The sequence below is a fragment of the Stenotrophomonas sp. TD3 genome (assembly GCF_001939825.1).
GTDB lineage: Bacteria > Pseudomonadota > Gammaproteobacteria > Xanthomonadales > Xanthomonadaceae > Stenotrophomonas.
On record NZ_MOYM01000001.1, the window covers coordinates 818,765 to 842,886 of the forward strand.

At 67.1% G+C, this 24,122-nt stretch carries 20 protein-coding genes; 13 read left to right on the forward strand and 7 right to left on the reverse strand.

Annotated elements, in window-relative coordinates; all coding sequences use genetic code 11:
• The first annotated feature begins 10 nt into the window (after positions 1-10).
• The 3 genes from BKE09_RS03940 to BKE09_RS03950 all read left to right on the forward strand — a co-directional run bounded on the left by BKE09_RS03940 (position 11) and on the right by BKE09_RS03950 (position 4,770).
• Positions 11-1,288, forward strand: a complete 1,278-nt coding sequence (locus tag BKE09_RS03940; protein WP_075674876.1) for an FAD-binding oxidoreductase — start codon at positions 11-13, stop codon at positions 1,286-1,288.
• 82 nt (positions 1,289-1,370) lie between these two features.
• The gene (locus BKE09_RS03945) at positions 1,371-2,975 is read left to right on the forward strand and encodes an MASE1 domain-containing protein (RefSeq protein WP_075674877.1); all 1,605 of its coding nucleotides are present in this window, start codon (positions 1,371-1,373) and stop codon (positions 2,973-2,975) included.
• Positions 2,976-3,180: 205 nt separating this feature from the next.
• On the forward strand, positions 3,181-4,770 hold the full coding sequence (locus tag BKE09_RS03950) for an MASE1 domain-containing protein (protein ID WP_083663106.1): 1,590 nt from the start codon (positions 3,181-3,183) through the stop codon (positions 4,768-4,770).
• 97 nt (positions 4,771-4,867) lie between these two features.
• Here BKE09_RS03950 and BKE09_RS03955 read toward each other — a convergent pair whose 3' ends face one another.
• Positions 4,868-5,347, reverse strand: a complete 480-nt coding sequence (locus BKE09_RS03955; protein ID WP_083663053.1) for a hypothetical protein — start codon at positions 5,345-5,347, stop codon at positions 4,868-4,870.
• A gap of 261 nt (positions 5,348-5,608) precedes the next feature.
• Between BKE09_RS03955 and BKE09_RS03960 the strand changes: the two genes are divergently transcribed.
• The 3 genes from BKE09_RS03960 to BKE09_RS03970 all read left to right on the forward strand — a co-directional run bounded on the left by BKE09_RS03960 (position 5,609) and on the right by BKE09_RS03970 (position 9,178).
• The gene (locus BKE09_RS03960) at positions 5,609-7,177 is read left to right on the forward strand and encodes an MASE1 domain-containing protein (protein WP_075674879.1); all 1,569 of its coding nucleotides are present in this window, start codon (positions 5,609-5,611) and stop codon (positions 7,175-7,177) included.
• 110 nt (positions 7,178-7,287) lie between these two features.
• Entirely contained in the window at positions 7,288-8,631 is a 1,344-nt protein-coding gene (locus BKE09_RS03965) for a diguanylate cyclase (protein WP_075674880.1), read from the forward strand.
• Positions 8,632-8,716: 85 nt separating this feature from the next.
• Positions 8,717-9,178 (forward strand): bacteriohemerythrin, encoded by a 462-nt coding sequence (locus tag BKE09_RS03970; protein ID WP_049446143.1) that lies wholly within the window; start codon positions 8,717-8,719, stop codon positions 9,176-9,178.
• On the opposite strand, the gene BKE09_RS03975 is transcribed toward BKE09_RS03970, so the two are convergent.
• Together BKE09_RS03975 and BKE09_RS03980 are read right to left on the reverse strand one after the other, a co-directional pair.
• Entirely contained in the window at positions 9,159-10,460 is a 1,302-nt protein-coding gene (locus tag BKE09_RS03975) for an MFS transporter (RefSeq protein ID WP_075674881.1), read from the reverse strand. The genes BKE09_RS03970 and BKE09_RS03975 overlap by 20 nt on opposite strands.
• Positions 10,461-10,704: 244 nt before the next feature.
• On the reverse strand, positions 10,705-12,201 hold the full coding sequence (locus BKE09_RS03980; RefSeq protein ID WP_075674882.1) for an aldehyde dehydrogenase: 1,497 nt from the start codon (positions 12,199-12,201) through the stop codon (positions 10,705-10,707).
• A gap of 104 nt (positions 12,202-12,305) precedes the next feature.
• Between BKE09_RS03980 and BKE09_RS03985 the strand changes: the two genes are divergently transcribed.
• From BKE09_RS03985 to BKE09_RS04010, 6 genes are all read left to right on the forward strand, one after another.
• Positions 12,306-13,658 carry an aspartate aminotransferase family protein gene (locus BKE09_RS03985; protein ID WP_075674883.1) on the forward strand — a complete coding sequence of 451 codons (1,353 nt, stop codon included), beginning with the start codon at positions 12,306-12,308 and terminating at the stop codon, positions 13,656-13,658.
• Positions 13,659-13,721: 63 nt separating this feature from the next.
• The gene (locus BKE09_RS03990) at positions 13,722-14,600 is read left to right on the forward strand and encodes a plasmid replication/partition related protein (protein ID WP_075674884.1); all 879 of its coding nucleotides are present in this window, start codon (positions 13,722-13,724) and stop codon (positions 14,598-14,600) included.
• A 118-nt stretch (positions 14,601-14,718) separates the two neighbouring features.
• Positions 14,719-16,005 (forward strand): DUF445 family protein, encoded by a 1,287-nt coding sequence (locus tag BKE09_RS03995; protein ID WP_075674885.1) that lies wholly within the window; start codon positions 14,719-14,721, stop codon positions 16,003-16,005.
• Positions 16,006-16,251: 246 nt separating this feature from the next.
• Positions 16,252-16,566 (forward strand): DUF3649 domain-containing protein, encoded by a 315-nt coding sequence (locus tag BKE09_RS04000; RefSeq protein ID WP_075674886.1) that lies wholly within the window; start codon positions 16,252-16,254, stop codon positions 16,564-16,566.
• A complete protein-coding gene (locus BKE09_RS04005; protein WP_075674887.1) occupies positions 16,563-18,197 on the forward strand; it encodes a PepSY-associated TM helix domain-containing protein in 1,635 nt (544 codons plus the stop codon). The genes BKE09_RS04000 and BKE09_RS04005 overlap by 4 nt, the downstream gene beginning before the upstream one ends.
• Positions 18,194-18,523, forward strand: coding sequence for a DUF3325 domain-containing protein (locus BKE09_RS04010; protein ID WP_075674888.1), 330 nt, complete (start codon positions 18,194-18,196; stop codon positions 18,521-18,523). The genes BKE09_RS04005 and BKE09_RS04010 overlap by 4 nt, the downstream gene beginning before the upstream one ends.
• Positions 18,524-18,584: 61 nt before the next feature.
• Here BKE09_RS04010 and rlmKL read toward each other — a convergent pair whose 3' ends face one another.
• Together rlmKL and BKE09_RS04020 are read right to left on the reverse strand one after the other, a co-directional pair.
• On the reverse strand, positions 18,585-20,723 hold the full coding sequence (gene rlmKL / locus BKE09_RS04015; RefSeq protein ID WP_075674889.1) for a bifunctional 23S rRNA (guanine(2069)-N(7))-methyltransferase RlmK/23S rRNA (guanine(2445)-N(2))-methyltransferase RlmL: 2,139 nt from the start codon (positions 20,721-20,723) through the stop codon (positions 18,585-18,587).
• A gap of 145 nt (positions 20,724-20,868) precedes the next feature.
• A complete protein-coding gene (locus tag BKE09_RS04020; protein WP_014036558.1) occupies positions 20,869-21,396 on the reverse strand; it encodes an alpha/beta hydrolase in 528 nt (175 codons plus the stop codon).
• A 72-nt stretch (positions 21,397-21,468) separates the two neighbouring features.
• On the opposite strand from BKE09_RS04020, the gene BKE09_RS04025 reads away from it, so the two are divergent.
• The gene (locus BKE09_RS04025; RefSeq protein WP_075674890.1) at positions 21,469-22,035 is read left to right on the forward strand and encodes an N-acetylmuramoyl-L-alanine amidase; all 567 of its coding nucleotides are present in this window, start codon (positions 21,469-21,471) and stop codon (positions 22,033-22,035) included.
• Between the two features lie 289 nt (positions 22,036-22,324).
• Here the strand turns inward: BKE09_RS04025 and BKE09_RS04030 are convergent, their stop codons facing one another.
• Both BKE09_RS04030 and BKE09_RS04035 read right to left on the reverse strand, forming a co-directional pair.
• Positions 22,325-23,227, reverse strand: coding sequence for a sulfurtransferase (locus BKE09_RS04030; protein ID WP_075674891.1), 903 nt, complete (start codon positions 23,225-23,227; stop codon positions 22,325-22,327).
• Complete coding sequence (locus tag BKE09_RS04035; RefSeq protein ID WP_049446173.1) at positions 23,224-24,027, reverse strand: CoA pyrophosphatase; 804 nt, start codon at positions 24,025-24,027, stop codon at positions 23,224-23,226. The genes BKE09_RS04030 and BKE09_RS04035 overlap by 4 nt, the downstream gene beginning before the upstream one ends.
• Positions 24,028-24,122 lie beyond the last annotated feature (95 nt).

Genomic DNA, 24,122 nt, shown 5'->3' on the forward strand with positions numbered 1-24,122 from the left:
GAGGCCTGCAGTGAGCGCCGCCTTCCCGCCCAGCTGGTACGCCGCCAGTCTCCCCGAGCCGGCCGCGCTGCCCCCTTTGCAGGGGGATGTGCAGGCCGATGTGGCGGTGCTCGGCGCCGGCTACACCGGCCTGACCGCCGCGCTGGAACTGGCCGCCCGTGGCCAGCGCGTGGTGGTGCTGGAAGCGCAGCGGATCGGCTGGGGCGCATCCGGCCGCAACGGCGGGCAGGCGCTGGTCGGCTATGGCTGCGAGGTGGACGAGCTGGAGCGCCAGCTCGGCCGTGATGATGCGCGCCATCTGTTCGACTGGTCGCGCGATGCGGTGCAGGCGATGCGTACGCGCATCGACCGCCATGGTATCGACTGCCACTGGGTGGAAGGCCACGCCAGCGTCGCCATCCGCGAACGCCATGAGCGTGACCTGCTGGCCAACTGCGAGCACCTGCAACGCCACTACGACTACCCCATGCAGTGGTGGGACCGCGATGCACTGCGCGCGCAGCTGGACAGCCCGCGCTACCGCGCCGCGATGTTCGACCCACTCAGCGCGCACCTGCATCCACTGGCCTATGCGCGTGGGCTGGCCGATGCGGCGCGCGCGGCCGGCGTGGTGATCCACGAGCATTCGGCGGTAACCCGCGTGCAGCGCGGACCGCAGCCCACCCTGCACACCGCCCACGGCAGCGTACGCGCCGCGCATCTGGTGGTGGCCGGAAATGCCTGGCTGCAGGGCCTGCTGCCCGAGCTGGAACGGCGGATCATGCCGGTCGGCACCTATATCGGCGCCAGCGCGCCGCTGGGGGCCGAGCGCGCCCGCGCCTTGATCGGCAACGACATGGCCGTGGCCGACACCGCCTGGGCATTGGACTATTTCCGCCTCAGCCATGACCATCGGCTGCTGTTCGGGGGCCGCGCCAGCTATTCGGCCCTGCCGCCACCCGGCCTGCGTGGGGTGATGCAGCGGCGCATGCACCAGGTGTTCCCGCAGCTGGCCGACGTGGCACTGGACCAGGTCTGGGGCGGCTACGTCGACATCACCCGCAACCGCGCCCCGCATTGGGGCCGGCTGGACCGCAACCTGTACTTCGCGCAGGGCTTCTCCGGCCATGGGGTGGCCGCCGCCGGGCTGGCCGGCGAGGTGATCGCCGCCGCCATTGCCGGCCAGAGCGAGCGCCTGGACGTGTTCCAGCGCCTGCGGCATGCGCCCTTCCCCGGCGGCCGGCTGCTGCGCACGCCGCTGCTGGTGGCGGCGATGTCCTGGTACAAGCTGCGGGATGCGTTGTGGTAGCCGAGCCCTTTCCTGCCGCATGACTTGATCCGCTGCCGCCCTTTGTTTGCATAATCGGCGCAGGAGCTGGGGGAGCACGTGGATGCAGTGGTGGAAGGACGGCCTGCTGGTGAGGATCCGGGTCAGCCCCGAGGGGCTGGCGCTGGCGTTCGTCTATGCGCTCGCCTGCTGGGGGGCGCGCAAGCTGTCCATGGACCAGTTTTTCCTGCCCGCCGGCGTGCGGGTGGCCGCCCTGCTGTTGTGCCCACCCCGTCTCTGGCCCTATCTGCTGATCGGCGAGTACGCCTACTTCGCGCACCTGCGCATCCCCTTGCTGGGCAAATACGGCTTGACCTGGGTGATTCTCGCTTCGGTGTTCCTGATGCCTGCCGTGATGCTGATCATTCGCCTGCACCGGAAGCTGTTGGCGCGCACCACGATCGTCGGCGTGATCTCCATTGCGGCATGCGCCGCGATGGTCATCAGCCTGCTGAACCTGGGGATCTCCTACCTGATCTGGGAGCCGTTGCGTGAAGAGACATTTCTCACCAACCTGCTGCGCTATGCGCTGGGCGACTTCACCGGCATCCTGATCCTGGCGCCGCTGGCACTGCTTTGGATCCGCCGCGCCGAGGAACAATGGACGGCCCGGTCTGTCGCGACCACGGTCGGAGCAGTCGGAGCCATGCTGGTCATCGGCCTGCAGGCGACGCCCGTTCCTACCTCGATCCTGGCCGAAGGTTCGCTGCAGTTGCTGCTTATCCTGCCTATCCCCGCGATCGCACTGACCTGCCTGCTGGGATGGCGTGGTGCGGCCATCGGTGTCGCTGCCGTGAACATGATCCTTGGCCTGAGCACCCCTTCGGACCACCCCGCGTCATTCGATCAGGCGACCTTCGCCACCCAGCAGGCCATGGCCATCGCCAGCGTCGCCCTGTTGTTGCTGGGCGCACGCATCACCCACTTCCAGAGCCAGCACCGGTTGCGTGAGGAAGATGGCAGGGCAGCCCTGCAGCTTGCGCGGAATTCACACCTGGCCAGCGAGATGGACCTGCGTGAACGGGCGGCGCACCTGCGCCAGCTGGGCGATGGCATGGACCTGTCTCTGAACGAAATGGTGAACTGGCTGCACGCCCAGGGTCATCACGCCGTAGCCGATAGCCTGCGGCATACCTCGGAGGTACATTCACGCCTGTTCCGGGCCCAGGCCAGCATGATCTATCCCGCCGCACTGGAACGACTGGGCCTGTACGTGGCATTGCAGGCAGGTGGGGTGCGCGAGGCATGGGGCAATACCCACCGGGTCAATCAGCCCTGGTTGATGGGCGATCCATGCGCCCTCAGCCCCGGCTTGCAATTGGCAGCCTACCGCTCGATCGTCGAGGCGATATCCATCCTGCTTGGCAACGAATCCGGCCAGCTCACTGTGCGGGCGCGCTGCGGCCGCCTTGGCACACAGCAAGGCATCCTGCTCGTGGCGGCTACGCTCAATCCACGCCAACGTCTTTCGCAGGCGACGATGGCCATGGCCACAGATCAGTTGACCGGCCGCGTGCTCGCATACCGCGGCACGATTCAATGCCGGGGCAATCGCGTCCGGATGTTCCTCATCGAGGCGGTAGGTACTCCCCATGCCGAGTCCCGCCCGGTTCGTGAAGCCCACCAGGACAATACGCTCGGCCCGATTGTCCCTCCCTCACGGACCTGACCCGCGGAGCAGAAAACTGGGATGGACTTCACAGCCGCTTGGTGACTTCCCACGGAAGCGTCTTCACAGCTGATGAGAGCCCCCTTGGCGCCCCACAAAGTGCAAGATTGCACCCACCGGCATCAACAGATACTGTCGAGCCTGAAGGATACATTCGGTGTCGCCAGGACTGCGATAGCGCGGGACGAGCAAGGGAGGCTTGAGTTTGAGTTGGTTGAAGAGTGGATTTGAACTGAGCTTCCGTATCCGACCGGTCGGCCTCGCTCTTGCTGTGCTGTATGCCGTCGCCTGCTGGGGGGCGCGTCACTTCTCCGTCGATCAGTTCTTTCTGCCGGCCGGCATCCGTGTCGCCGCTCTGCTGCTGTGTCCGCCACGGCTTTGGCCGTACCTTATCCTGGGTGAGTACGCGTACTTCGCACAGCTGCGCTATCCCATGATTGAAGAGTACGGGATGAGCTGGGTGATCCTCGGCTCGGCATGCCTGATGCCGGCTGTCGCATTGATCATTCATCTCCACCGCAAGGCGATGGGGTCCATCAGCGAGAGCTGGCTGCTCTCCGTCGCGGCGTCAGCAGCACTGATCGCCAGCGCCCTCAAGCTCGGCCTTTCCCACGCGCTGTGGCCGGTCCCGCCGTCCATGCCGTTCTACACCAATGCAGCACTCTTTGTGCTGGGTGACTACATTGCCATCTTGACCGTGGCACCACTTGCCCTGCTGTGGATCCGTCGTCACGGCGGCTACGACTGGTCAGCCTGGCGGCTGCGGCCCACGATAGTGGCGCTCTGCGCATTGTGTGCGCTTAGCATCCTCATCGCCACGGCCGGCGCGCGCGATGACTCTGCACGGGCAATCCTGCAGTTGCTGATGACATTGCCCGTGATCGCACTGACATGCCTTCATGGCTGGCGCGGTGCCGCTGTAGGCGTACCACTGATGAACATGATTCTCAGCGTGACCATGCCCAGCACCGGCCTGCCGGGGTCGTTTGACCAGACGACCTTCTTCACGCAACAGATCATCGCGATCACGGGCACTACCCTGCTGGCTCTGGGTTCCCGTATCACCCATCAGTACCATCAGTACACGCCAGCCCAGGTGCAGGAGCCGCAGGCGACCATGCTCTCGCGCTCGGCTCATCTTGCCAGTGAAATGGACCTGCGCGAACGGGCGCTCGGCCTGCGCAGGGTTGCCGACGAGATTGAAGCAGCCCTCGACGAAACCCTGAAGCTGCTCAGGACACACGGCCAGGAAGGGCCGGCAATCGACCTGCTGCGGACATTCTCCTCACGCTCGCGCAAGTTCCGCGAGCTGACCAGCATGGTCTATCCCACCGAGCTCGAACACGCGGGGCTCTATGTAGCCCTTCGGGCAGGAGGCTTGAGCGAAGCCTGGGAAGACAGCCATCGCGTGGTCCGCCCGGTACTTCAGGGGGACCCCTGCCAGCTGGGCATAGGGCTGCAACTTGCGGCCTATCGTGTCCTGGCCGAGTCCATGTCTCTGCTGCTCAAGGAAGAACGAGGCCAGATCCAGCTCCGAGCCCGCTGCGGACGCTGGGGACGACACAAGGGGATCCTGATCACCGTGGCGATGCTCGACCGCAGCAGCACGTTGGCACCGGCAACCGTCGGTCTGGCAATTGACCGTCTCTCCGCACGTACACAGGCCTACTCAGGCTCAGTGGACTGCCGGGGCAACCGGATCCGGATAGTCATGCGGGATGCTCCCCGGGAGATGCTGGACGACAGCGTAAAGCCTCTGGCGGTAACGCCAGTTGATATGCCGGCCAAGTACTGATTCGCAGCGCTGCCAGCACATCATCGAGACCGTAGGAAACGGTAACCTGCGGCGGCCCTGGGCCGCCGCAGGCATCCTGTCTGCCGACCCGGGTCTTTCACTTTCCGCTGGCGGCAGGCTCTACGGACCAGATTGCCCCCTGACCTTCCCCATGGACGACCAACGAGAAGTCCGATGCCTGGAATACCAGGCGCCTGCGTGCCTTCGCCGGCACCGCCAACCGCTGCGACGGCAACGAGACACGGACCGACTCACTTCCGGCCGGCAGGGTCCAGAACGTGGAATCGATATTGCCGATGATCAGGACCACCTGGCCCACGGAATCATTGACCTGGTAGTACGTCACGCCATCGCGCTGGAAGGCATAGACGAACCAGGCCGGATCCAAACTCGAATTGACAGCAACAGGCTGGCTTTCGCCCAGGCCAGCGTTCGCCGTCTGAATACCATTACCTCCGGTCGTGCAGCAGGAAGCTGAAGCCAGCATAGGCAGGGACAACAGGACTGCAGTCGTCGCCGCAACGGAAAATCGGGAAAATCTCACAGGCATCTCCATGGTTGAATTGAAGTACTGCATCCAGGCGCTCCGCGTTGACGTTGGCCGAAGGGCGAAACGCCACTTCCTGACCGGATGGAATCGTCCACAGAAACAGTCAAAGCCCAGATATCCGCAGCATACCGGTGCACCCATGGGGGTGCCATCGCAGGCATCGTGGCCAGCGCTCCCGAGGGAAGTCCCCGCCGGGCCGTTGCACGGCTTTGCATCTGCCGATACCTTCGCGCTGGTCAAGTCATGTAGCGGCGGGACAACGATTCTCAACTGAGCCGGGGGTCAACAGTGAGCTGGTGGAAGGATGGAATCCAGGTAGACGTCCGCGTCCGTCCCGCAGGCTTCTTCATAGCCGTCCTTTATGCCGTTGCCTGCCTTGTCACCCGGCAGATGTCGCTTGACCAGTTCTACCTGCCTGCAGGCGTTCGGATCGCCGCACTCCTGCTGACGCCCTCGCGCCTGTGGCCGTATCTACTACTAGGCGAATATGCCTACTTCGCGCAGATTCGCGTGCCGATGGCGACAACTCATGGGCTGGCCTGGGTCATTCTGGGCTCGATTGGCCTGATGCCCGTGGCAATGCTGATCGTGCATTTCCATCGCAGACATATCCCTTCCGCGGGAGGACTATGGCTGCTCTCCCTGTCGTTCTCCGCAGGCATTGCAGTCAGCCTCCTGAACATGGGACTTGCGCGTCTGCTGTGGCCAGGCCCGGACCCGGAAATGATGCTCGAACGGGTGGGACGTACTCTGCTGGGCCAAACCACCGGCATCCTTACGCTTGCCCCACTGGCACTGCTCTGGCTGCGACGTCATTCCGAACCAGGATGGAGCACCCGCTTCGTTGCTTTCACCGCCACAGCCATCGCGCTGATCATGGTGCTTGGATTGGCAATGAAGCTGACACCAACTACGGCCAACACCACCCGTGAGCAACTCGTCCTGATGGCTTCGCTCCCGGCAATCTCACTTGCCTTCATGCATGGTTGGCGTGGCGCGGCAATCGCAGTGCCGCTACTGAATCTGATCGTGCTCGCATCCACGCCAAGCACTGGACTACCCGCTTCGTTTGACCTCGGAGCGTTCTCCACGCAGCAAAGCCTTTGCGTAATAAGCGTCGCGCTGCTCGCACTGGGATCTGGTATCAGCCACTACCAACGCAAATACCAGGAGCATGAAGATAGTGGCCGGAACACGGTAAAGCTGGCACGCGCCTCACACCTGGCCGGTGAGCAGGCCCTGCGCTCACGGGCACTGGAGCTGAAATCAATCGGCGACGGCATGGATATGTCGGTGCAAGGTGTCGTTGACTGGCTCAAGAACCATGGTCATCACGATATCGCGGCAGACCTGGTTCAGACATCTGCAATGCATTCATGGCAATTCCGCCAACAGGCCAGCATGGTCTACCCGACTGCAATTGAGCAGATCGGGCTTTACCTCAGCCTGCAAGCCAGCGGTGTGCGGGACGGCTGGGACTTCACCGGTCGCATGAGCCGACCACAGTTCTCCGGCGATCCCTGCCAGCTGAGCGTGGGCCTGCAACTATCAGCCTATCGCCTATTGATCGATGCAGTGCCGGTAATGCTGAGTCATGAACCGGGGCAGATGCACCTCCAGGCGCGCTGCGGCAGGCTCGGCCAGCGTCGCGGCATCATGTTGAACATCGCACTGTTGGATCGCGGTCGTCCACTGGCATCCGCCACCGAAGCTGCACTGGTTGATCGGCTCGGCGGGCGCCTGATTGCCTACGACGGACTGCTGCTATGTCGTCGCCATCGAATCACGATCATTCTCAGCGAATCCCTGCCGTCCCTGATCCAGGGGGGCAGCGCGCGACGCGCCGAGTTCGCCTAGCTCCAACCTCCCCGGCATGGCGTGGCGTGCGCCGTTCGATGCATTAGCCTAAAGTTGCGCCCGAAACCGCCGCTATCCGTGCCGAGCCCTCCCTCGTGAGCCACCGCATCATGCCCGTCCTGCCGCAGGCCGCCGTCGATGGCGACCTGGCCGATCCGCTGCCGCAGCGGATCCTGCTGGTCGAAAACTCCCGCGCCTTCACCGGCATGCTGCGCGAGGCCATCGAGCAGCGCCTGGAACTGCCGGTGGTGATCGCCTCCACCCTGGCCGAGGCCGATCGCCTGCTGAGCGAGGATGGGGGCTGGTTCCTGGTACTGACCGGACTGGTGCTGGCCGACGGCGACCGCGATGCGGTGGTTGAGTTCTTCCTCAAGCGCGGCCTGCCCACCGTGGTGGTCAGCAGCGTCTACGACGAGGACCTGCGCAAGCGCGTGCTGCAGCAGCTGATCATCGACTACGTGCTGAAGAATACCCCGGGCAGCATCGACTACCTGGTGTGGCTGGTGCAGCGGCTGGAACGCAACCGCCGCATCGCTGCGCTGGTGGTGGACGACTCGCCGTCCGCGCGCGGCTATGCCGCGGCCCTGCTGCGCATGTACGGCCACGAGGTGCACGAGGCCGCTGACGGCAACGAGGGCCTGGCCGCGATCGAGGCGCATCCTGCGATCCGCCTGGCGGTGGTCGACCAGGAAATGCCCGGCATGCAGGGCGTGGAGTTCACCCGCCGCCTGCGCACCCTGCGCTCGCGCGACAAGGTGGCGGTGATCGGCATTTCCGGTAACACCGACGCCTCGCTGATCCCACGCTTCCTGAAGAACGGTGCCAACGACTTCCTGCGCAAGCCGTTCTCGCGCGAGGAATTCTTCTGCCGCGTCTCGCAGAACGTCGACCAGCTGGAACTGATCGGCACCCTGCAGGACCTGGCCACCCGCGATTTCCTCACCGGCCTGCCTAACCGTCGCTGCTTCCTGGAACAGAGCCAGCGCCAGCTGCCGCAGCTGCAGCTGCATGGCCAATGCGTAGCGGTGGCGATGATCGACATCGACCACTTCAAGCACATCAACGATACCTACGGCCACGAGGCGGGCGACGACGCGCTGCGTGCCGTCGCCGGTGCGGTGGCCGCGCACGCCCGCAGCCAGGACCTGATCGCACGCTTCGGTGGCGAAGAGTTCTGCCTGCTGGTGCCGGACATGGAACAGGACGAGGCGCTGCAGTACTTCGAGGAACTGCGCCAGCGCATCGCCGCGCTGGAAGTGGACATCGGCACTGCCACCCTGCGCATGACGGTCAGCATCGGCCTGTGCTGCCTGCGCCCGCAGCGCGATGCACTGCACCGGCTGATCTCCGAGGCCGACCGCCAGCTGTACCTGGCCAAGGCCGGCGGCCGCAACCGGGTCAGCTGCACCACGGTGGCCAGCCCGCTGCGTCCACGCGAGCCTGCGCTGAGCTGACCAGCACGCTTTGATCCAGATCAACGCCGTCCCCGCACGGCAGCCCTACAGTCGACCCCGACATACGCATGAAGGGGAGCCGGGGATGGCACTACTGGTCTGGCAGGACGATCTGAACATCGGCATCGATGTGATCGATCAACAACACCGCCGCATCATCGAGATGCTCAACCACCTGCACGTGGCCCAGGCCAGCATGCAGCGTACGGCGGTCGGCGAAGTGATCGATGAAGTGGTCGACTACACCATGTCGCACTTCGCGTTCGAGGAAGAGCTGATGGAGGAAGCCGGCTATCCGTTCTGTGCCGCGCACAAGCGCGTGCATGAGGTCTTCATCAAGCGGGTATCGGAATACCGCATGCGCTTCCAGGCCGGCGAGGACATCAGCGACGAGCTGCGCACCATGCTCTCGCGCTGGTTGTTCAACCACATCCGCGGCGACGACCAGGCCTATGCCGAACAGGTCAAGGCGCACCTGAACCAGTTCGCCCGCGAACACCAGGGCGGCGGCTGGCTGGGGCGCACGCTCAAGCGCTTCTTTGGCTGAGCCGCAGCGCACGCCGGTGCAGTGCCACCAGCGCGCACAGGGTCGCTGCCGCCGTCAGGCACAGGTAGTAGCCAACCGCGACCAGGCCGAAGCGTTCGGCCAGCCAGGTGGCCAGGTAAGGCGCCGGTGCCGCCCCCAGGATGCCGGCCAGGTTGAATGACAGCGAAGCGCCGGTGTAGCGCACTTCCACCGGGTAGATCTCGGCCAGGAAGGTGCCGCAGGGGCCGTAGGTCAGCCCCATCAGGAACAGGCCCAGGCACAGGAACGCCGTGACCAGCCAGGGGCTGTGCGGCTGGAACAGCGGTGCGAACAGCACGCCGAAACCAATGATCAGCACGCTGGCCACGATCATCGTGCGGCGCGTGCCCCAGCGGTCGCCGTAGCGCGCCGAAAACGGGATGCCCAGCGCGAAGAACAGCATGCCGGCCATCTGCATCAGCAGGAACTGCTCGCGGCTGTAGCCCAGCACGGCGGTGCCATGGCCGAGGCTGAACACGGTCATCAGGTAGAACAGCACGAAGGTGGCGAACGCACCCAGCGTGCCCAGCAGCATCGGCACCGGGTGGTCACGCAGCACCGTCAGCATCGGCAGCCGCACCGGCGCCTTGCGTTCCAGCGCCCTCTTGAAGTCGGGGGTCTCGTGGATGTTCAGCCGCACCCACAGGCCGAGGCCGACCAGCAACGCGCTGGCCACGAACGGGATGCGCCAGCCCCACTGCAGGAAATCGGCCTGGCTCAGGCAGCGGCCCAGCACCAGGAAGATGCCGGCTGACAGCAGGAAGCCGAGCGGCGCACCCAGCTGCGGGAACATGCCGTACCAGGCGCGCTTGCCCGGCGGTGCATTCTCGGTGGCGAGCAGCACCGCCCCGCCCCACTCACCGCCCAGCCCCAGGCCCTGGCCGAAGCGGCACAGCGCCAGCAGCGCCGGCGCCCACAGCCCGATCTGCGCATGGGTCGGCAACAGGCCGATCAGCACCGTGGACAGGCCCATGGTCAGCAATGCGGCGACCAGGGTGGCCTTGCGGCCGATGCGGTCACCGAAGTGGCCGAACACCGCCGAGCCGACCGGGCGCGCGATGAACGCCACCGCGAAGGTCGCCAGTGACTGCAACAGGGCCGCCTGTTCGCTGCTGTCCGGGAAGAACAGGTGCGGGAACACCAGCACCGCGGCCGTGGCGTAGATGTAGAAATCGAAGAATTCGATGGTGGTGCCGATCAGGCTGGCCAGCAGGACACGGCGGGGGGAATTCACGGGCGGTGCGGCAGCGGTGATCGTCGACATCGGCAACACGGTTAACGGCGGATCGCCCGATTCTGCCACGGGCTGGTGGCCGCACGGGACGATGGTTTCAGCCGACACCGATGCCAACGAGGATGGCAGGCGCCATTCTTCTGTAGCGTCGAGCCATGTTCGGCTGCGGTTCGTTCTTCTGTAGAGCCGAGCCATGCTCGGCTGCTTCTCGCGAAAATCAGTCGAGCATGGCTCGACTCTACAAAGAGCGGACAGCGGTCAAGCAGCCGCGTCCTTACAGCTGGATCCAGGTGGCCTTGATCTCGCTGTACTTGTCGAAGGCGTGCAGCGATTTGTCCCGACCGTTGCCGGACTGCTTGTAACCACCGAACGGTGCAGTCATGTCGCCGCCATCCCAGCCGTTCACCCAGACGCTGCCGGCGCGCAGCTGGCGCGCAACCCGATGCGCACGGCTCAGATCGCGTGTCCAAAGACCGGCGGCCAGTCCGTATCGGCTGTCGTTGGCCAGGCGCACCGCTTCGGCTTCGTCATCGAAGCCCAGCACCGCCAGCACCGGTCCGAACACTTCCTCGCGCGCCAATGCCTGGTCGGGGCTGACCTGATCGAACACGGTGGGCTGCACATAGCAACCGCCTGCCTCGACCTCGGCGCGATGACCGCCCAGCAGCAAGCGGGCGCCCTCGCTTTCGGCGCGCGCGATATCCCCCATCACCTTGTCCAGATGCGCGGCATCCACCAGCGCGCCCATCGGTGCGTCGGCGTCAAGCGGGTGGCGCGGCTGCATGTGCTGGCCGTAGGCAACCACCTGGTGCACGAAATCCTCGCGGATCGAGCGCTGCACCAGCAACCGCGAACCGGCGGTACAGACTTCGCCCTGGTTGAAGAAGATGCCCTGTGCCACGGCCTTGGCCGCCGCGTCCAGATCGGGAGCGTCGGCGAACACCACGTGCGGGCTCTTGCCGCCACACTCCAGCCAGACCCGCTTGAGGTTGGACCGGCCGGAATACTCCAGCAGCCTGGCGCCGGTGGCCGTGGAGCCGGTGAAGGCCAGCACATCCACGTCCATGTGCAGGGCCAGCGGTTCACCGACGCGAGCACCATGGCCCGGCAGCACGTTCAGCACGCCCTCCGGCAGCCCGGCCTCGGCGGCCAGCGCCGCCAGCCGCAGCGCACTCAGGGGCGAGCGCTCGGAAGGCTTGAGCACCACCGAGTTGCCCATCGCCAGCGCCGGCGCGATCTTCCAGCAGGCCATCAGCAACGGGAAATTCCACGGCACGATGGCTGCCACCACGCCCGCCGCCTCGCGGGTGACCAGTCCCAGTTCGTGCGGCCCGGTGGGCGCGACCTCGCCATACAGCTTGTCCACCGCTTCGGCCGTCCAGCGCAGGCAGCGCACCACGCCCGGCAGGTCGATGCGCCGCGCGTCACGCACCGGCTTGCCCATGTCCAGGGTTTCCAACAAGGCCAGTTCATCGGCGTGCGTTTCCACCAGTGCGGCCAGCGCCAGCAGTACGCGCTTGCGGTGGGCCGGACTGGCCTGTGACCAGTGGCCGGCCTCGAAGCTGCGCCGCGCGGCCAGTACCGCACGCTCCACGTCCTGCGCGTCGCAGTCGGCAACCGTCCCCAGCACACGTCCGTCGATCGGGCTGATGCAGTCGAAACGGGCACCGCTGGCGGCGTCGGCGTAACGGCCGTCGATGAAGGCCTGGCCGGGTATCGACAGCTGAAGGGCCAGCGCCTGCCAGTGGCTGTGGTCGGGGAAATCGGCCATGGGAAGCTCCAACATTCAACGAGCCTTGGTTATACCGGGGACGCCGCGACTCCGCCGTGACGCGGCTGCGCTACATTCGTCGCATCGGACCCGATGGAGCTGGCATGAAGCGTCCCGAAAGCGACCTGCACGACCTGGCCACCCAGCGCCCTGAGTCACTGGACGCGTACTGGATGCCGTTCACCGCCAACCGCCAGTACAAGGCCGCCCCGCGCATGCTGGTACGCGCCGAAGGCATGCATTACGAAGATGTCGACGGCCGCCAGATCCTCGACGGCACCGCCGGCCTGTGGTGCTGCAACGCCGGCCACGCGCGACCGCGCATCGTCGAGGCCATCGTCGAGCAGGCACGCACCCTCGACTACTCGCCGGCCTTCCAGATGGGCTCGCCGCCGGCCTTCGCGCTGGCGCAGCGGCTGGCCGCGCTGGCGCCTGCCCCGCTCAACCATGTGTTCTTCACCAGCTCCGGTTCCGAGGCGGTGGATACCGCGATGAAGATCGCGCTGGCCTATCACCGCCAGCGTGGCGAGGGCCAGCGCACCCGCTTCATCAGCCGCGAGAAGGCCTACCACGGGGTCGGTTTCGGCGGCATGGCGCTGGGCGGACTGCCCAACAACCGCAGAGCATTCGGCCTGCAGCTGGGCGGCGTCGACTACCTGCGGCATACCCTGGACCTGCAGCGCAATGCGTTCAGCAAGGGCCTGCCACGCCAGGGCGCGGAGCTGGCCGACGACCTGGAACGGCTGATCGCGCTGCATGATGCCTCGACGATCGCCGCCGTGTTCGTCGAACCCATTGCCGGTTCGGCCGGGGTGATCCTGCCCGCGCCCGGCTACCTGCAGCGCCTGCGCGAACTCTGCGACCACCACGGCATCCTGCTGGTGTTCGACGAGGTCATCACCGGCTTCGGCCGGGTCGGCATGCCCTTCGCCGCGCAGCGCTTCGGGGTCACTCCGGACCTGCTGACCTTCGCCAAGGCGGTCAGCAACGGCGCGGTACCGCTGGGTGGCGTGCTGGCCAGCGACGCCGTGCATGCAACCCTGATGCAGGCTCCGCCACAGGCCATCGAGCTGTTCCATGGCTATACCAATTCGGGGCACCCGCTGGCCTGTGCAGCGGCGCTGGCCACGCTGGAGGTCTATGCCGAAGAGCGCCTGTTCGAGCGTGCCATTGAGCTGGGCGAGTACTGGCAGGAACGGCTGCATGCGCTGCAGGGCCTGCCCAACGTGATCGACATCCGCAACTTCGGGCTGGTCGGCGCGGTCGAGCTGGCGCCGCGCCGCGATACCCCCGGCAGCCGTGGCTATGAGGTGTTCCGGCGCTGCTTCCAGGACGGCCGGTTGCTGGTGCGCTGTACCGGCGACATCATTGCGTTGTCGCCGCCACTGATCGTGGACAAGGCGCAGATCGACCAGATCACCGGCACCCTGGGCGAGATGATCCGGGCCACTGCCTGAGACCGGGCCGGCGGTGGCGAGCGGGTACAATGGGCGGTTCCGCTCCTGCTCGCTGCCGTGCCCATGGATATCGTCGTCAAAGAAGAACTCAAGGCCTACATCGACCCGCTGACCGCGGACGAACATGACGCGCTGGAGCGCAGCATCCTGGCCGAAGGCTGCCGCGATGCGCTGGTGCTGTGGGGCGATGTACTGGTCGACGGCCACAACCGCTTCGGCATCTGCCAGAAGCATGGCCTGCCCTTCAACACCGTGCAGAACACCCGCTTCCAGAGCATGGAAGACGTGCACCTGTGGATGATCGAACAGCACCTGGGCCGCCGCAGCGTGTCCGACTTCCAGCGCGGCGTGCTGGCGCTGCGCAAGCGCGACATCCTGGCCGCCCGCAAGCAGGTCGAGCAGGCGCAGCTGCAGCGCGAGAGCGACGGCACCGCCGAAGCCGTCGAGGACGCGGGTGAGGACAGCCCGCCGTGGGAACCGGCACCGAAGATCAGCCGCGCCGAGCTGGCCCGCGAGGCCAAGCTGAGCACCAGCCAGGTCGGCATGATCGAACGCATCCATGCCCAGGCCGCGGCCGAGGTGGTGGAAGCGGTGAAGGCCGGCGTGATCTCGATCAGCGCCGCCGCGGCCGTGGCCGACCTGCCGGAAGACGAGCAGCGCGCCGCCGCCGCCGGTGGCAAGGACGAGCTGAAGCAGGCCGCCAAGCGCGTGCGCGAGTCCAAGCGCAAGCCGCGCGCACCGAAGCCGGAAGCAGCCGAGATGGACTTCGAGGAAGCGGACGAAGACGAGATCGCCAGCCGCGACGCCGAAGTACTGTCGGCACTGGAGCAGCTGGGCGAGGATGCACCGGCACTGCGCCGCCGCGTGGTCGCGCTGACCCGCGAGAACGACACCCTGCGCGCGCAGCTGGCTGCGTTGCGCAAGCAGCTCGAAGCGCTCTGAACCCGCGGGTAGTGCCGGCCGCTGGCCGGCAGCCTCATGAACGTTCCGGGTGCATTGCGGATGCCGGCCAGCGGCCGGCACTACCAGATGCTCATGCCGTGCCGGTTAGACTTCCGGCATGACGCCTGCCAACGATCCGCGCCGCGCTCAGCTGCGGCGCCTGAAAGCCCTCGCGCTGGGCCTGCTGCTGTTGATGCTGGCCGGTTTCGCGGTCAGCCACTGGCAGGGCGAGCGCGGTATCTGGGCCTGGGTCTCGGCCTTCTGCGAGGCGGCTGCGGTCGGTGCACTGGCCGACTGGTTCGCGGTCGTTGCCCTGTTCCGGCGGCCGATGGGCCTGCCGATCCCGCACACCGCCATCATCCCGCGCAGCAAGGAGCGCATCGGCGACAGCCTGGCCCTGTTCGTGCGCGACCAGTTCCTGGAACCGCAGGTGCTGCTGGCCAAGCTGCAGGTGTTCGATCCGGCCAGCCGCCTCGGCAGCTGGCTGGCCGACCCGGCGCGCTCGCGGATGCTGGCCGACATGGCCCGTGGCTGGGCCCTGCAGGCGCTGGACTTCTTCGACGAAACGGCGGTGCGCCGGCAGCTGCATGCCTTCGTGGTGCAGCAGCTGCGGCAGTGGAATGCCGCCGCCACCGCCGGTGAGCTGCTGGCCCTGCTGACCGCCGATGGACGCCACCAGCGCGTGCTGGACGAGGGCCTGCAGCGGCTCGGCCACTGGCTGGAACAGCCGGAGGTGAAGGAACGCGCCTCGCAGCTGATCGTGCGCTATATCCAGCGCGAATGGCCGACGCTGTCGAGTACGGTGAACTGGGTCAAGCCGATCGATGAGATCGGCGACAGCCTGGCCGAGCGCCTGGCGCGGGCGGTGCTGGAAGAACTGCAGCAGGTACTGGCCGAGCCGCAGCATCCGCTGCGCCAGGACTATGAGACCTGGCTGCAGAACTACGTGCAGCGCCTGCGCGAGGACCCGGCCCTGGCCGAGCGCATCGAACAGCTCAAGCAGGAAATGATCGACCACCCCGCCCTGCAGGAGTACGTACAGGGGCTGTGGGCGCGCATCCATGCCAGCCTGCGCGCAGACCTGCAGCGCGAGGACTCGGCGCTGGTCGGCCACCTGCAGCGCAGCCTCGCCTCGCTGGGCAGCAGCCTGCAGGCCGACCCGGCCCTGCGCGATGCCCTCAACCAGCACCTGCTGGAAGGCGCGCAGCGCCTGACCGGCCGCCTGCGCGAAGGCGTGACCACGCATATCGCGCAGACCGTGAAGGGCTGGGACGAGCGGCATCTGGTCGAGCAACTGGAGCTGAGCGTGGGCCGCGACCTGCAGTTCATCCGCTTCAACGGCACGCTGGTCGGCGGGCTGATCGGCCTGCTGCTGCATGCGGCGACGGTGGTGTTCAGGTTCTAGGCCTCAGCGCGCCCTCCGGGTCATCACGCTTGATTCATAAAATGCGAATGCCTATCATTTACTGATCGGTTGTACGCTTAGCCAATCGGGTGCGGATGACGCGCCCATCGCCCGTGTACATCCCCGACCTCTGGATTGCCCGTCTGCGCGGGCAGTGCTTCGTCGATGGGACACGCTGGGCGACATGCGCAGGGCGCAAGGGGGCCGCGGACGCGTTCCATCCCCTCTCCTACCTGCAGGAACGCCGTGGACCGCTCGCCCGCAACCGCCAGCCCCCGCACCTTCTTCTCCAACCCGCGCTGGGGCGTGCTGTCACGCTCGCTGGCCGCGATCTTCGGCGGCTATGCGCTGGCCTCGGTGACCAGCGTGTTCTGCGCGGTGGCGCTGCCCGGCGCACGTGGCCAGACCGTGCTGACCGGCATGCTGCTGGCCATCCTGGTGGCCGCCTGCGCAGCGCTGTGGGCGTTCGCGACCCGCAGCGCGCTGCGCGCCTGGGTCGGCATCCTCGCGCCCGCGCTGCTGATGGCCGCCATCGCGCGCCTGCTGGGGGCCTGGGCATGAAGAACGGATTCCGCCAGTCGATGGCCTGGCTGCACACCTGGACCGGCCTGCTGGTCGGCTGGTTGCTGCTGCTGATCTTCATGGCCGGCACGGCCAGCTACTACCGCGAAGAAATCAGCCGCTGGATGCGACCGGAACTGCCGTCCAGCAAGGTCAGCATCGATGTCGCCGCGCAGCGCGCGGTGGACTACCTGCAGGCCAACGCCACGCAGGCCGAGAACTGGTTCGTCACCCTGCCGCAGCCGCGCAACCCGGCCATGCAGATGTTCTGGCGGCTGCCACCGGAGCTGGCCGATCCCAGTCGTGGCCGCCGTGGTGGTTTTGGTGATGCCACGCTGGACCCGAACACCGGCCAGGCACTGAAAGCGCGCGAAACCCGCGGCGGCGACTTCTTCTACCGCCTGCATTTCGACCTGCACTACATCCCGGTGCTGTGGGCGCGCTACCTGGTCGGCTTCTGCGCGATGTTCATGCTGGTGGCGATCATCACCGGCGTCATCACCCACAAGAAAATCTTCAAGGACTTCTTCACCTTCCGCAAGGACAAGGGCCTGCGTTCCTGGCTCGATTTCCACAACGTCAGTGCGGTGATGGCGCTGCCGTACCACGCGATGATCACCTACACCGGCATCGTCACCCTGATGATCATGTACCTGCCGTGGGGGGTGAAAGTCGCCTACCCGCAGGACGAGGACAAGTTCTTCAGCGAAGCCTTCGGTGGCATGCCGGAGGTGACTGCGCCGGCCGAAGGCCGCGCCACGCCGCTGCCGATCGCGCAGCTGCTGGACAGCGCGCGAGCGCATTGGCACGGCGTGGAGGTGGCCGGCTTCACCGTATCCAATCCGGGCGCGGCCAATGCGGTGATCGACATCCGCCAGCGCGACGGCAAGCGCCTGTCCACCGACACCCCGGCGCTGCGCTACGACATGGTCAACGGCACGTTGCTGGAGGAAACGCCCCCTTCCGGCGGCGCCACCGCCACCCGCGGCGTGCTGTATGGCCTGCACCTCGCGCGCTTCGCCGACTGGGGCCTGCGCGCACTGTTCTTCCTGTCCGGCCTGGTCGGCTGCCTGATGGTGGCCAGCGGCGTGGTGCTGTGGGCGGTGAAGGAACGGCCCAAGCACGCCAAGAGCGGCCGTACCGGCTTCGGCCTGCGCCTGGTCGATGCATTGAACATCGGCACCGTGGCCGGCCTGCCGATCGCCTTCGCCGCCTACTTCTGGGGCAACCGCCTGCTGCCGCTGGACATCGCCGAACGCTCCAGCGCCGAGGCCAATGTGTTCTTCTACGCATGGGGCGGTGCACTGCTGGCCGCATTCATCTGGCCGAAGCGGATGATGTGGGCCTGGCAGCTGTATCTGGGGGCGGCCGCGTTCGCACTGGTGCCGGTGGTCAACGCGCTGACCACGCACGCCCACCTTGGCGTGACCCTGCGCAACGGTGACTGGGTACTGGCCGGCGTCGATCTGTCGATGATCGCGTTCGGTGCGATGCTGGCGATGTGCGGCTGGCGCATGCAGCGCTGGACGCCACCGCTGTCTGCAGCCGAGAAGAAGAAGCGTGCCGCTGCGGCGGCACCCAAGGCCGCGGTGGACACTGCGGAAACCGCAGAAGCGGAGGCCAGCGCATGATGCTGCTGGCGTTGACCCTGTCGTTCTCTGCGTTCACCGCGTTGTCGCTGGCGATGGAAAAGCACCAGCACGACCTGCACGGCAAGGCTGCCGCCTCGCCGGCACGGCGCACGCAATGGCGGATGCTGGGCTGGGCCCTGCTGACGGTGGCGTTCGCGTTGTGCGTGGTCGACCATGGCTGGGCGATGGGCCCGGTGCTGTGGCTGGGCACGATGACACTGGGCGGCGTAGCGCTGTCGTTCGGGCTGTACCCGTACCGGCCGAAGTGGATCGCCGCGCTGGCGATCACGCTGCCGGTGATGGGGCTGCTGGTGGCGTTGCTGTAGCAGAGCCACCGGGGTCAGAGCCCCTGCGCTTCGCGCAGGGGATCCGACCCCGGGCGTCGGCTTACCCCAACCGCTTCAATTCCCACGCGCGGTGGATGCGCGCGTTGCGTTCGAAATCCGGACCGATGGTGCGCGCGGTGATCTCGCGGCACTGGGCGAATTCGGCGATGGCGTTCTCTTCCAGCTTGAAGCGGCGGAAGTTGTTGGAGAAGTACAGCACGCCGCCCGGCGCCAGTCGCGCCACCGCCGCGCGCAGCAGCTTCAGCTGTTCGCGCTGCACGTCGAAGTCGTCGGCGCGCGCGGAGTTGGAGAACGTCGGCGGGTCACAGAAGATCACGTCGTACTGGCCACGGTCGCCTTCCAGCCACGCCATCGCATCGGCCTGCACCAGCAGGTGCTGGTTGCCGCCCTGCCCGTTCAACGCCAGGTTGTCGTAGCACCACTGCAGGTAGGTCGCCGACAGGTCGACGCTGGTGGTGCTGGCCGCACCGGCAACTGCCGCCTGCACACTGGCCACGCCGGTGTAGCAGAACAGGTTGAGGAAGCGCTTGCCACGCACCTGCTCGGCCATCATCCGGCGCAGCGGGCGATGGTCGAGGAACAGGCCGGTGTCCAGGTAATCGAACAGGTTCACCTGCAGCAGTGCGTGGTTCTCGCGCACCACGATGAATTCGTCACGCTGCTCGAAGCGGCCGTACTTGCTGCCACCCTTGCCGCGCTCGCGCGACTTCATCGAGACCTGCTCCGGCGGCACGCCGAACACTTCGCGCGCAGCGGCCAGCAGCTCGTTGCGGCGGCGGCGCACGTCGTTCTCCGGAATCGCGGCCGGTGCGGCGTATTCCTGCACATGCAGGAAGGTACGCCGCTTGCCACCGTCTTCCTCGTAGACATCGATGGCCGCCGCGTATTCCGGCAGGTCGGCGTCGTAGGCGCGGAAGCAGGTGATGTCCTCGCGGGCACGCCAGCTCTTGAACTTCTTCAGGTTCTTGCGCAGGCGGTTGGCCACCATCTGCGCACCTTCGCTCAGCTCGCGCGGCTGTGCCGGATCACGGCCCGGCACGGCGATCGGATCGCAGACGATCAGCGCGCATTCCAGCGCACCGTTGAACATCTGGTACTTCTTGCCCGCGCGCAGGCCGGTGGCGAAGGCCAGTTCGTCGTTGCCGCACAGCAGGCTGGCGCGCCACTGCGGCACCGCCTTCTGCAGGGCGTTGCCCAGCGCGCGGTACAGCGCCGGATCAGCGGCCAGGCGCTCGTCGTACGGCGGGTTGCAGACCACCGCACCGATCTCCTGCTCCGGCGTGGCCAGGTCAGCCACATCGGCGCGGGTGAAGCGGATCGCGTGGGCGACGCCTGCCACCTCGGCATTCTCGCGCGCCGCCTGGATCGCGGTCGGATCGATGTCGCTGCCGTGGATGACGGGCTTCAACGCGGCCAGGCCAGCCGCTTCGCGGTCACGCGCCTCGCTCTGGATGGTCTTCCAGGCCGCCTTGTCAAAGCCCAGCCAGCGGCTCGGCGGCAGGCTGCCATGGCGCATCAGGCCGGGAGCAACGTCGGCGGCCATCAGCGCGCCTTCGATCAGCAACGTGCCGCTGCCGCACATCGGGTCCAGCAGGCCACCACCAGCGGCGTGCAGGCGCGGCCACTGCGCGCGCAGCAGCAGCGCGGCGGCCAGATTTTCCTTCAGCGGCGCTTCGTGGGCGGCGCCACGCCAGCCACGGCGATGCAGCGGGCCACCGCCGAGGTCGATCGACAGCGACGCACGGCCCTTGCGCAGCGACAGGTTGACGCGCACGTCGGGCAGATCGGTGTTGACCGAGGGGCGTTCCAAGCCTTCATCGCGCATGCGGTCGACGATGGCGTCCTTGATCCGCTGTGCGGCGAAGCGGGCGTGGGTGATCTTGTCGCCGGACACGTGCGCGTCCACCGCCAGGGTCATCTCCGGCTTGATGTGCTCATGCCACGGCAGCGCACGCACGCCGTCGTACAGGGCCTGCTCGTCCGGGCACTCGAACTCGTCGATCGGCCACAGCACGCGGCTGGCCAGGCGCGACCACATCACGATCCGCAGCGCCTGCTCCAGTTCACCCTCGGCGTTGACGCCGGCAATGGTCGCAGTGGCCTTGCCAAGGCCCAGGGCCGACAGTTCATCGGCAAGCAGGTATTCCAGGCCCTTGGCGCAGGAGACGAAGAATTTCACAGGATCGGTTCGCAGGTGGTCGGGCGCGGCACAGGGGCCGGGCCAGTCGGAAAGGAGGGCCGTAGTCACGGCCGGCAGGCCCGCGCCGGGGGCGGCGGGGCTGCCATTGTAGTCAATGCGGGCGGGCGCGCCGTGCGCCCGGGCTTCACAGCTGGCGCAGCAGGCGCTCGAAGGCCTGCGCGGAGGCCTCCACGTGGTGCTCCAGGCGGTGGCCATCGTCGACCAGCAGCAGCTGCGCCGAGCGCGCCTGGGCCCAGGCGATCACTCCGGCGGCCGGGACCACGTCGTCATGCCAGGCCTGGACCACGGTGGTAGGCACGGCGGCGGCGTCCAGCGCCGGCATCGGGCCCATGGTGGTCGGCGGCACCATCAGGAACAGGCCGGCCACCGGCACCTGCAGCGAGGCGATGGCAGAGATGTAGGCGCCCAGGCTGGAGCCGGCCAGCACCACCGGGCCCTGCCGGGCCGCGATGGCGGTGCGCTCGACCAGGCGGCGCAGCCGGGTCGGCACGTCGCCTACCCGGCTGACCTCGCTCATCGCGTCCAGGTCGGTGTAGTCCGGGCGCTCATGGGTCCAGCCCAGCCGCTGCGCCACATCCGCCAGCGCGGTGACCTTGGTCGCTTCCGGGCCGCTCTCGAAGCCATGCGACAGGATGCAGTGGCCGCGGCTCATGCGCGTGCTCCGTGCGAGCGGGCCAACGAGGAAAGGGAAGGCAGGTTCATGCCGCAATGCTAGCATCGCCGGATGCCCAACCCGCTCCTGCCCGGCCTGCAGCTGCAGCCCCTGCCCTACGAAGACCGTCTGCCCCTGCGCGACCCGGCCACGCTGGAGATGGTGGTGATCCACTGCACCGAGCTGCCCGACCTGGCGATGGCCCGCGAGTACGGCGAGCGTGTGCTGTACGACAGCGGTGCCGGCAACAGCGGCCACTTCTACATCGACCGCGATGGCAGCGTGGTGCAGTACGTGGCACCGGAACGCGTGGCCCACCACGTGCGCGGCATGAACGCGCATACGCTGGGCATCGAGCTGGTCAATACCGGGCGCTATCCGGACTGGTTCGACAGCCGCCACCAGGCGATGGACGAGGCGTACACGGAGGCACAGCTGCAGGCGCTGGAGCAGCTGCTGCTGGCGCTGGTGGTGAGCTATCCGTCGCTGCAGCGGATTGCCGGGCATGACCAGCTGGATCTGGAGCAGGTGCCGGCCAGCGACGACGCGGCGCTGATGGTGGCGCGCAAGCGTGATCCGGGGCCGTTGTTCCCGTGGGCGCGGGTGCTGGCGAAGGTGCCACTGCAGCCGGTTGGGTAAGGGTTTGCAGGGCTGCGCCCTTCACCTGCAGAGGCAACGTCAACGTCAAACGCTGGCATTCCGTGGGATGGCAGGGCGGGTCCGGTTGCGGGGGACGCTGCAAGTACGTCCATGTAAGCTCGGTCGCCGCATCCATGCGGCTCACGCCCCCGCAACCGGACCCACCCCGCCTTCGACAGATTCCCGCTGCTGTTGGTGGGTGCCGACCGTTGGTCGGCACGGGATCGAATCGATCGGAACGGGCTTCTGTAGAGTCGAGCCGCGCTCGACTGCTTTTTGCTCGGATCGCTCAGGCGCCGGTCGCCACCGGGCGGCGGTTGTCGCTCACCCAACCACTCCACGAATCGGCGTAGATGCGCGCGCCCGACAGGCCCGCCGCTTCCATCGCCAGCAGCAGGTGGCAGGCCGTCACGCCGGAGCCGCACATCAGCACCACCTGCTGTGGATCGCGATTGCCGATCACGCCCTGCAGTTCGGCGCGCAGCTCCTGTGGGTCGCGCAGGTGGCCGTCGAGTACGTTCAATGCGAACGGGCGGTTGACCGCGCCCGGCACGTGGCCGGCGACCGGATCCAGCGGTTCGACGTCGCCGCGGAAGCGTTCACCCGCACGTGCATCGACCAGCCAACCGGGCGCATGCTTCAAGCGTGCAGTGATTTCATCGGCATTGGCGACCTGGGTGTTGTCGAAACGGCCCGGGTAAGCCGGCAGCGCGGTGACTTCGCCCTGCCCGGTTGCCAGCGTGTGACCAGCGGCCTGCCAGGCGGCGATGCCGCCGTCGAGCACGGCCACCTTGCTGTGACCGATCAGGCGCAGCAGCCACCACAGGCGCGAGGCGGCCATGCTGCCGTCGCTGCCGTCGTAGACCACCACCTGGGTATCGGGACCGATGCCCCACGTGCCGAGCTTCGCGGCGAACGCATCGCTGTCCGGCAGCGGGTGCCGGCCATGGCCGACGCGGCCCAGATCGGACAGATCGCGGTTGAGATCGGCATGCACCGCGCCCGGAACATGCCCTGCCAGATACTGGGCACCTGCCGCCTGCGGATCGGCCAGCGAAGCACGCGCATCAACCACGCGCACCGCGGTGCTGGCGGTGGCGCGCGCATCGACCACGCGCACGCCTTCGCCCAGCGCAGCGGCAAGGGTGGCGACATCGACCAGGGTGGTCCACGGCGGATCGATCGGCTTCATTGCACTTGCTCCAGGCGGCGACGCAGGTTGTAGAGGATGGCGGCGGTCGCGCCCCAGATGCGCTGGCCCGGCCAGCCATACTCGAGGACGTGGCGGACGCGGCCGCGATGATTGATTTCGACCTGGTGCAGGTTGTCGGCGGCCATCAGGTAGGCCAGCGGCACCTCGAACACTTCGGCCACTTCGCTGGGCTGCGGCACCGGCACGAAATCCGGATCGACCACCGCCACCACGGGCGTGACGCGGTAGCCGGTGATGGTGACGAAGGGATCGAGATACCCCAGCGCCTGCACCTGGCCGGGCGCCAAGGCGATTTCTTCCTGGCTCTCGCGCAGCGCGGCCGCCAGCGCGTCGCGGTCATCGGGTTCGGTGCGGCCGCCGGGGAATCCGACCTGGCCACCATGGGTGCGCAGTGTTTCGGTGCGACGGGTGAGGATGACCTGTGCGCCGTTGGCGCGCGGCACGATGCCGGCCAGCACCGCAGCCTCCACCGGAGGCCCGGGCGGCAGCAGGTCGATCAGCTCACTGCGGTTCCAGCCGTCGCCGGACGGCGGTTGGGCCAGGGGGTGCAGCGCGCGCATCAGTCGCTCGTGGTCGGCCAGCGAGCCACGCAGCGATTGCTGCAGCTGTTCGCGCAGGGGCTGCACGCGATGCAGGATGCGGCTGCGTTCCTCGTTGCTCATCGACGACCACCGCGCGATCTCATCGATATGCCGCCCGCAGCCGGTGCATTGCCGGTGCGGATCCAGCGTGCACACTCCGATGCAGGGACTTGCGACAACACGCGCCGTTTCTTCCATTGTTTGCACCCGGCAACAGTAGCGCGATCGGGCTGAATTTGCGCGCGATGTTGCGGCGCGCAGCGCACTGCGCAAACAAAAACGCGCCGGTGGGG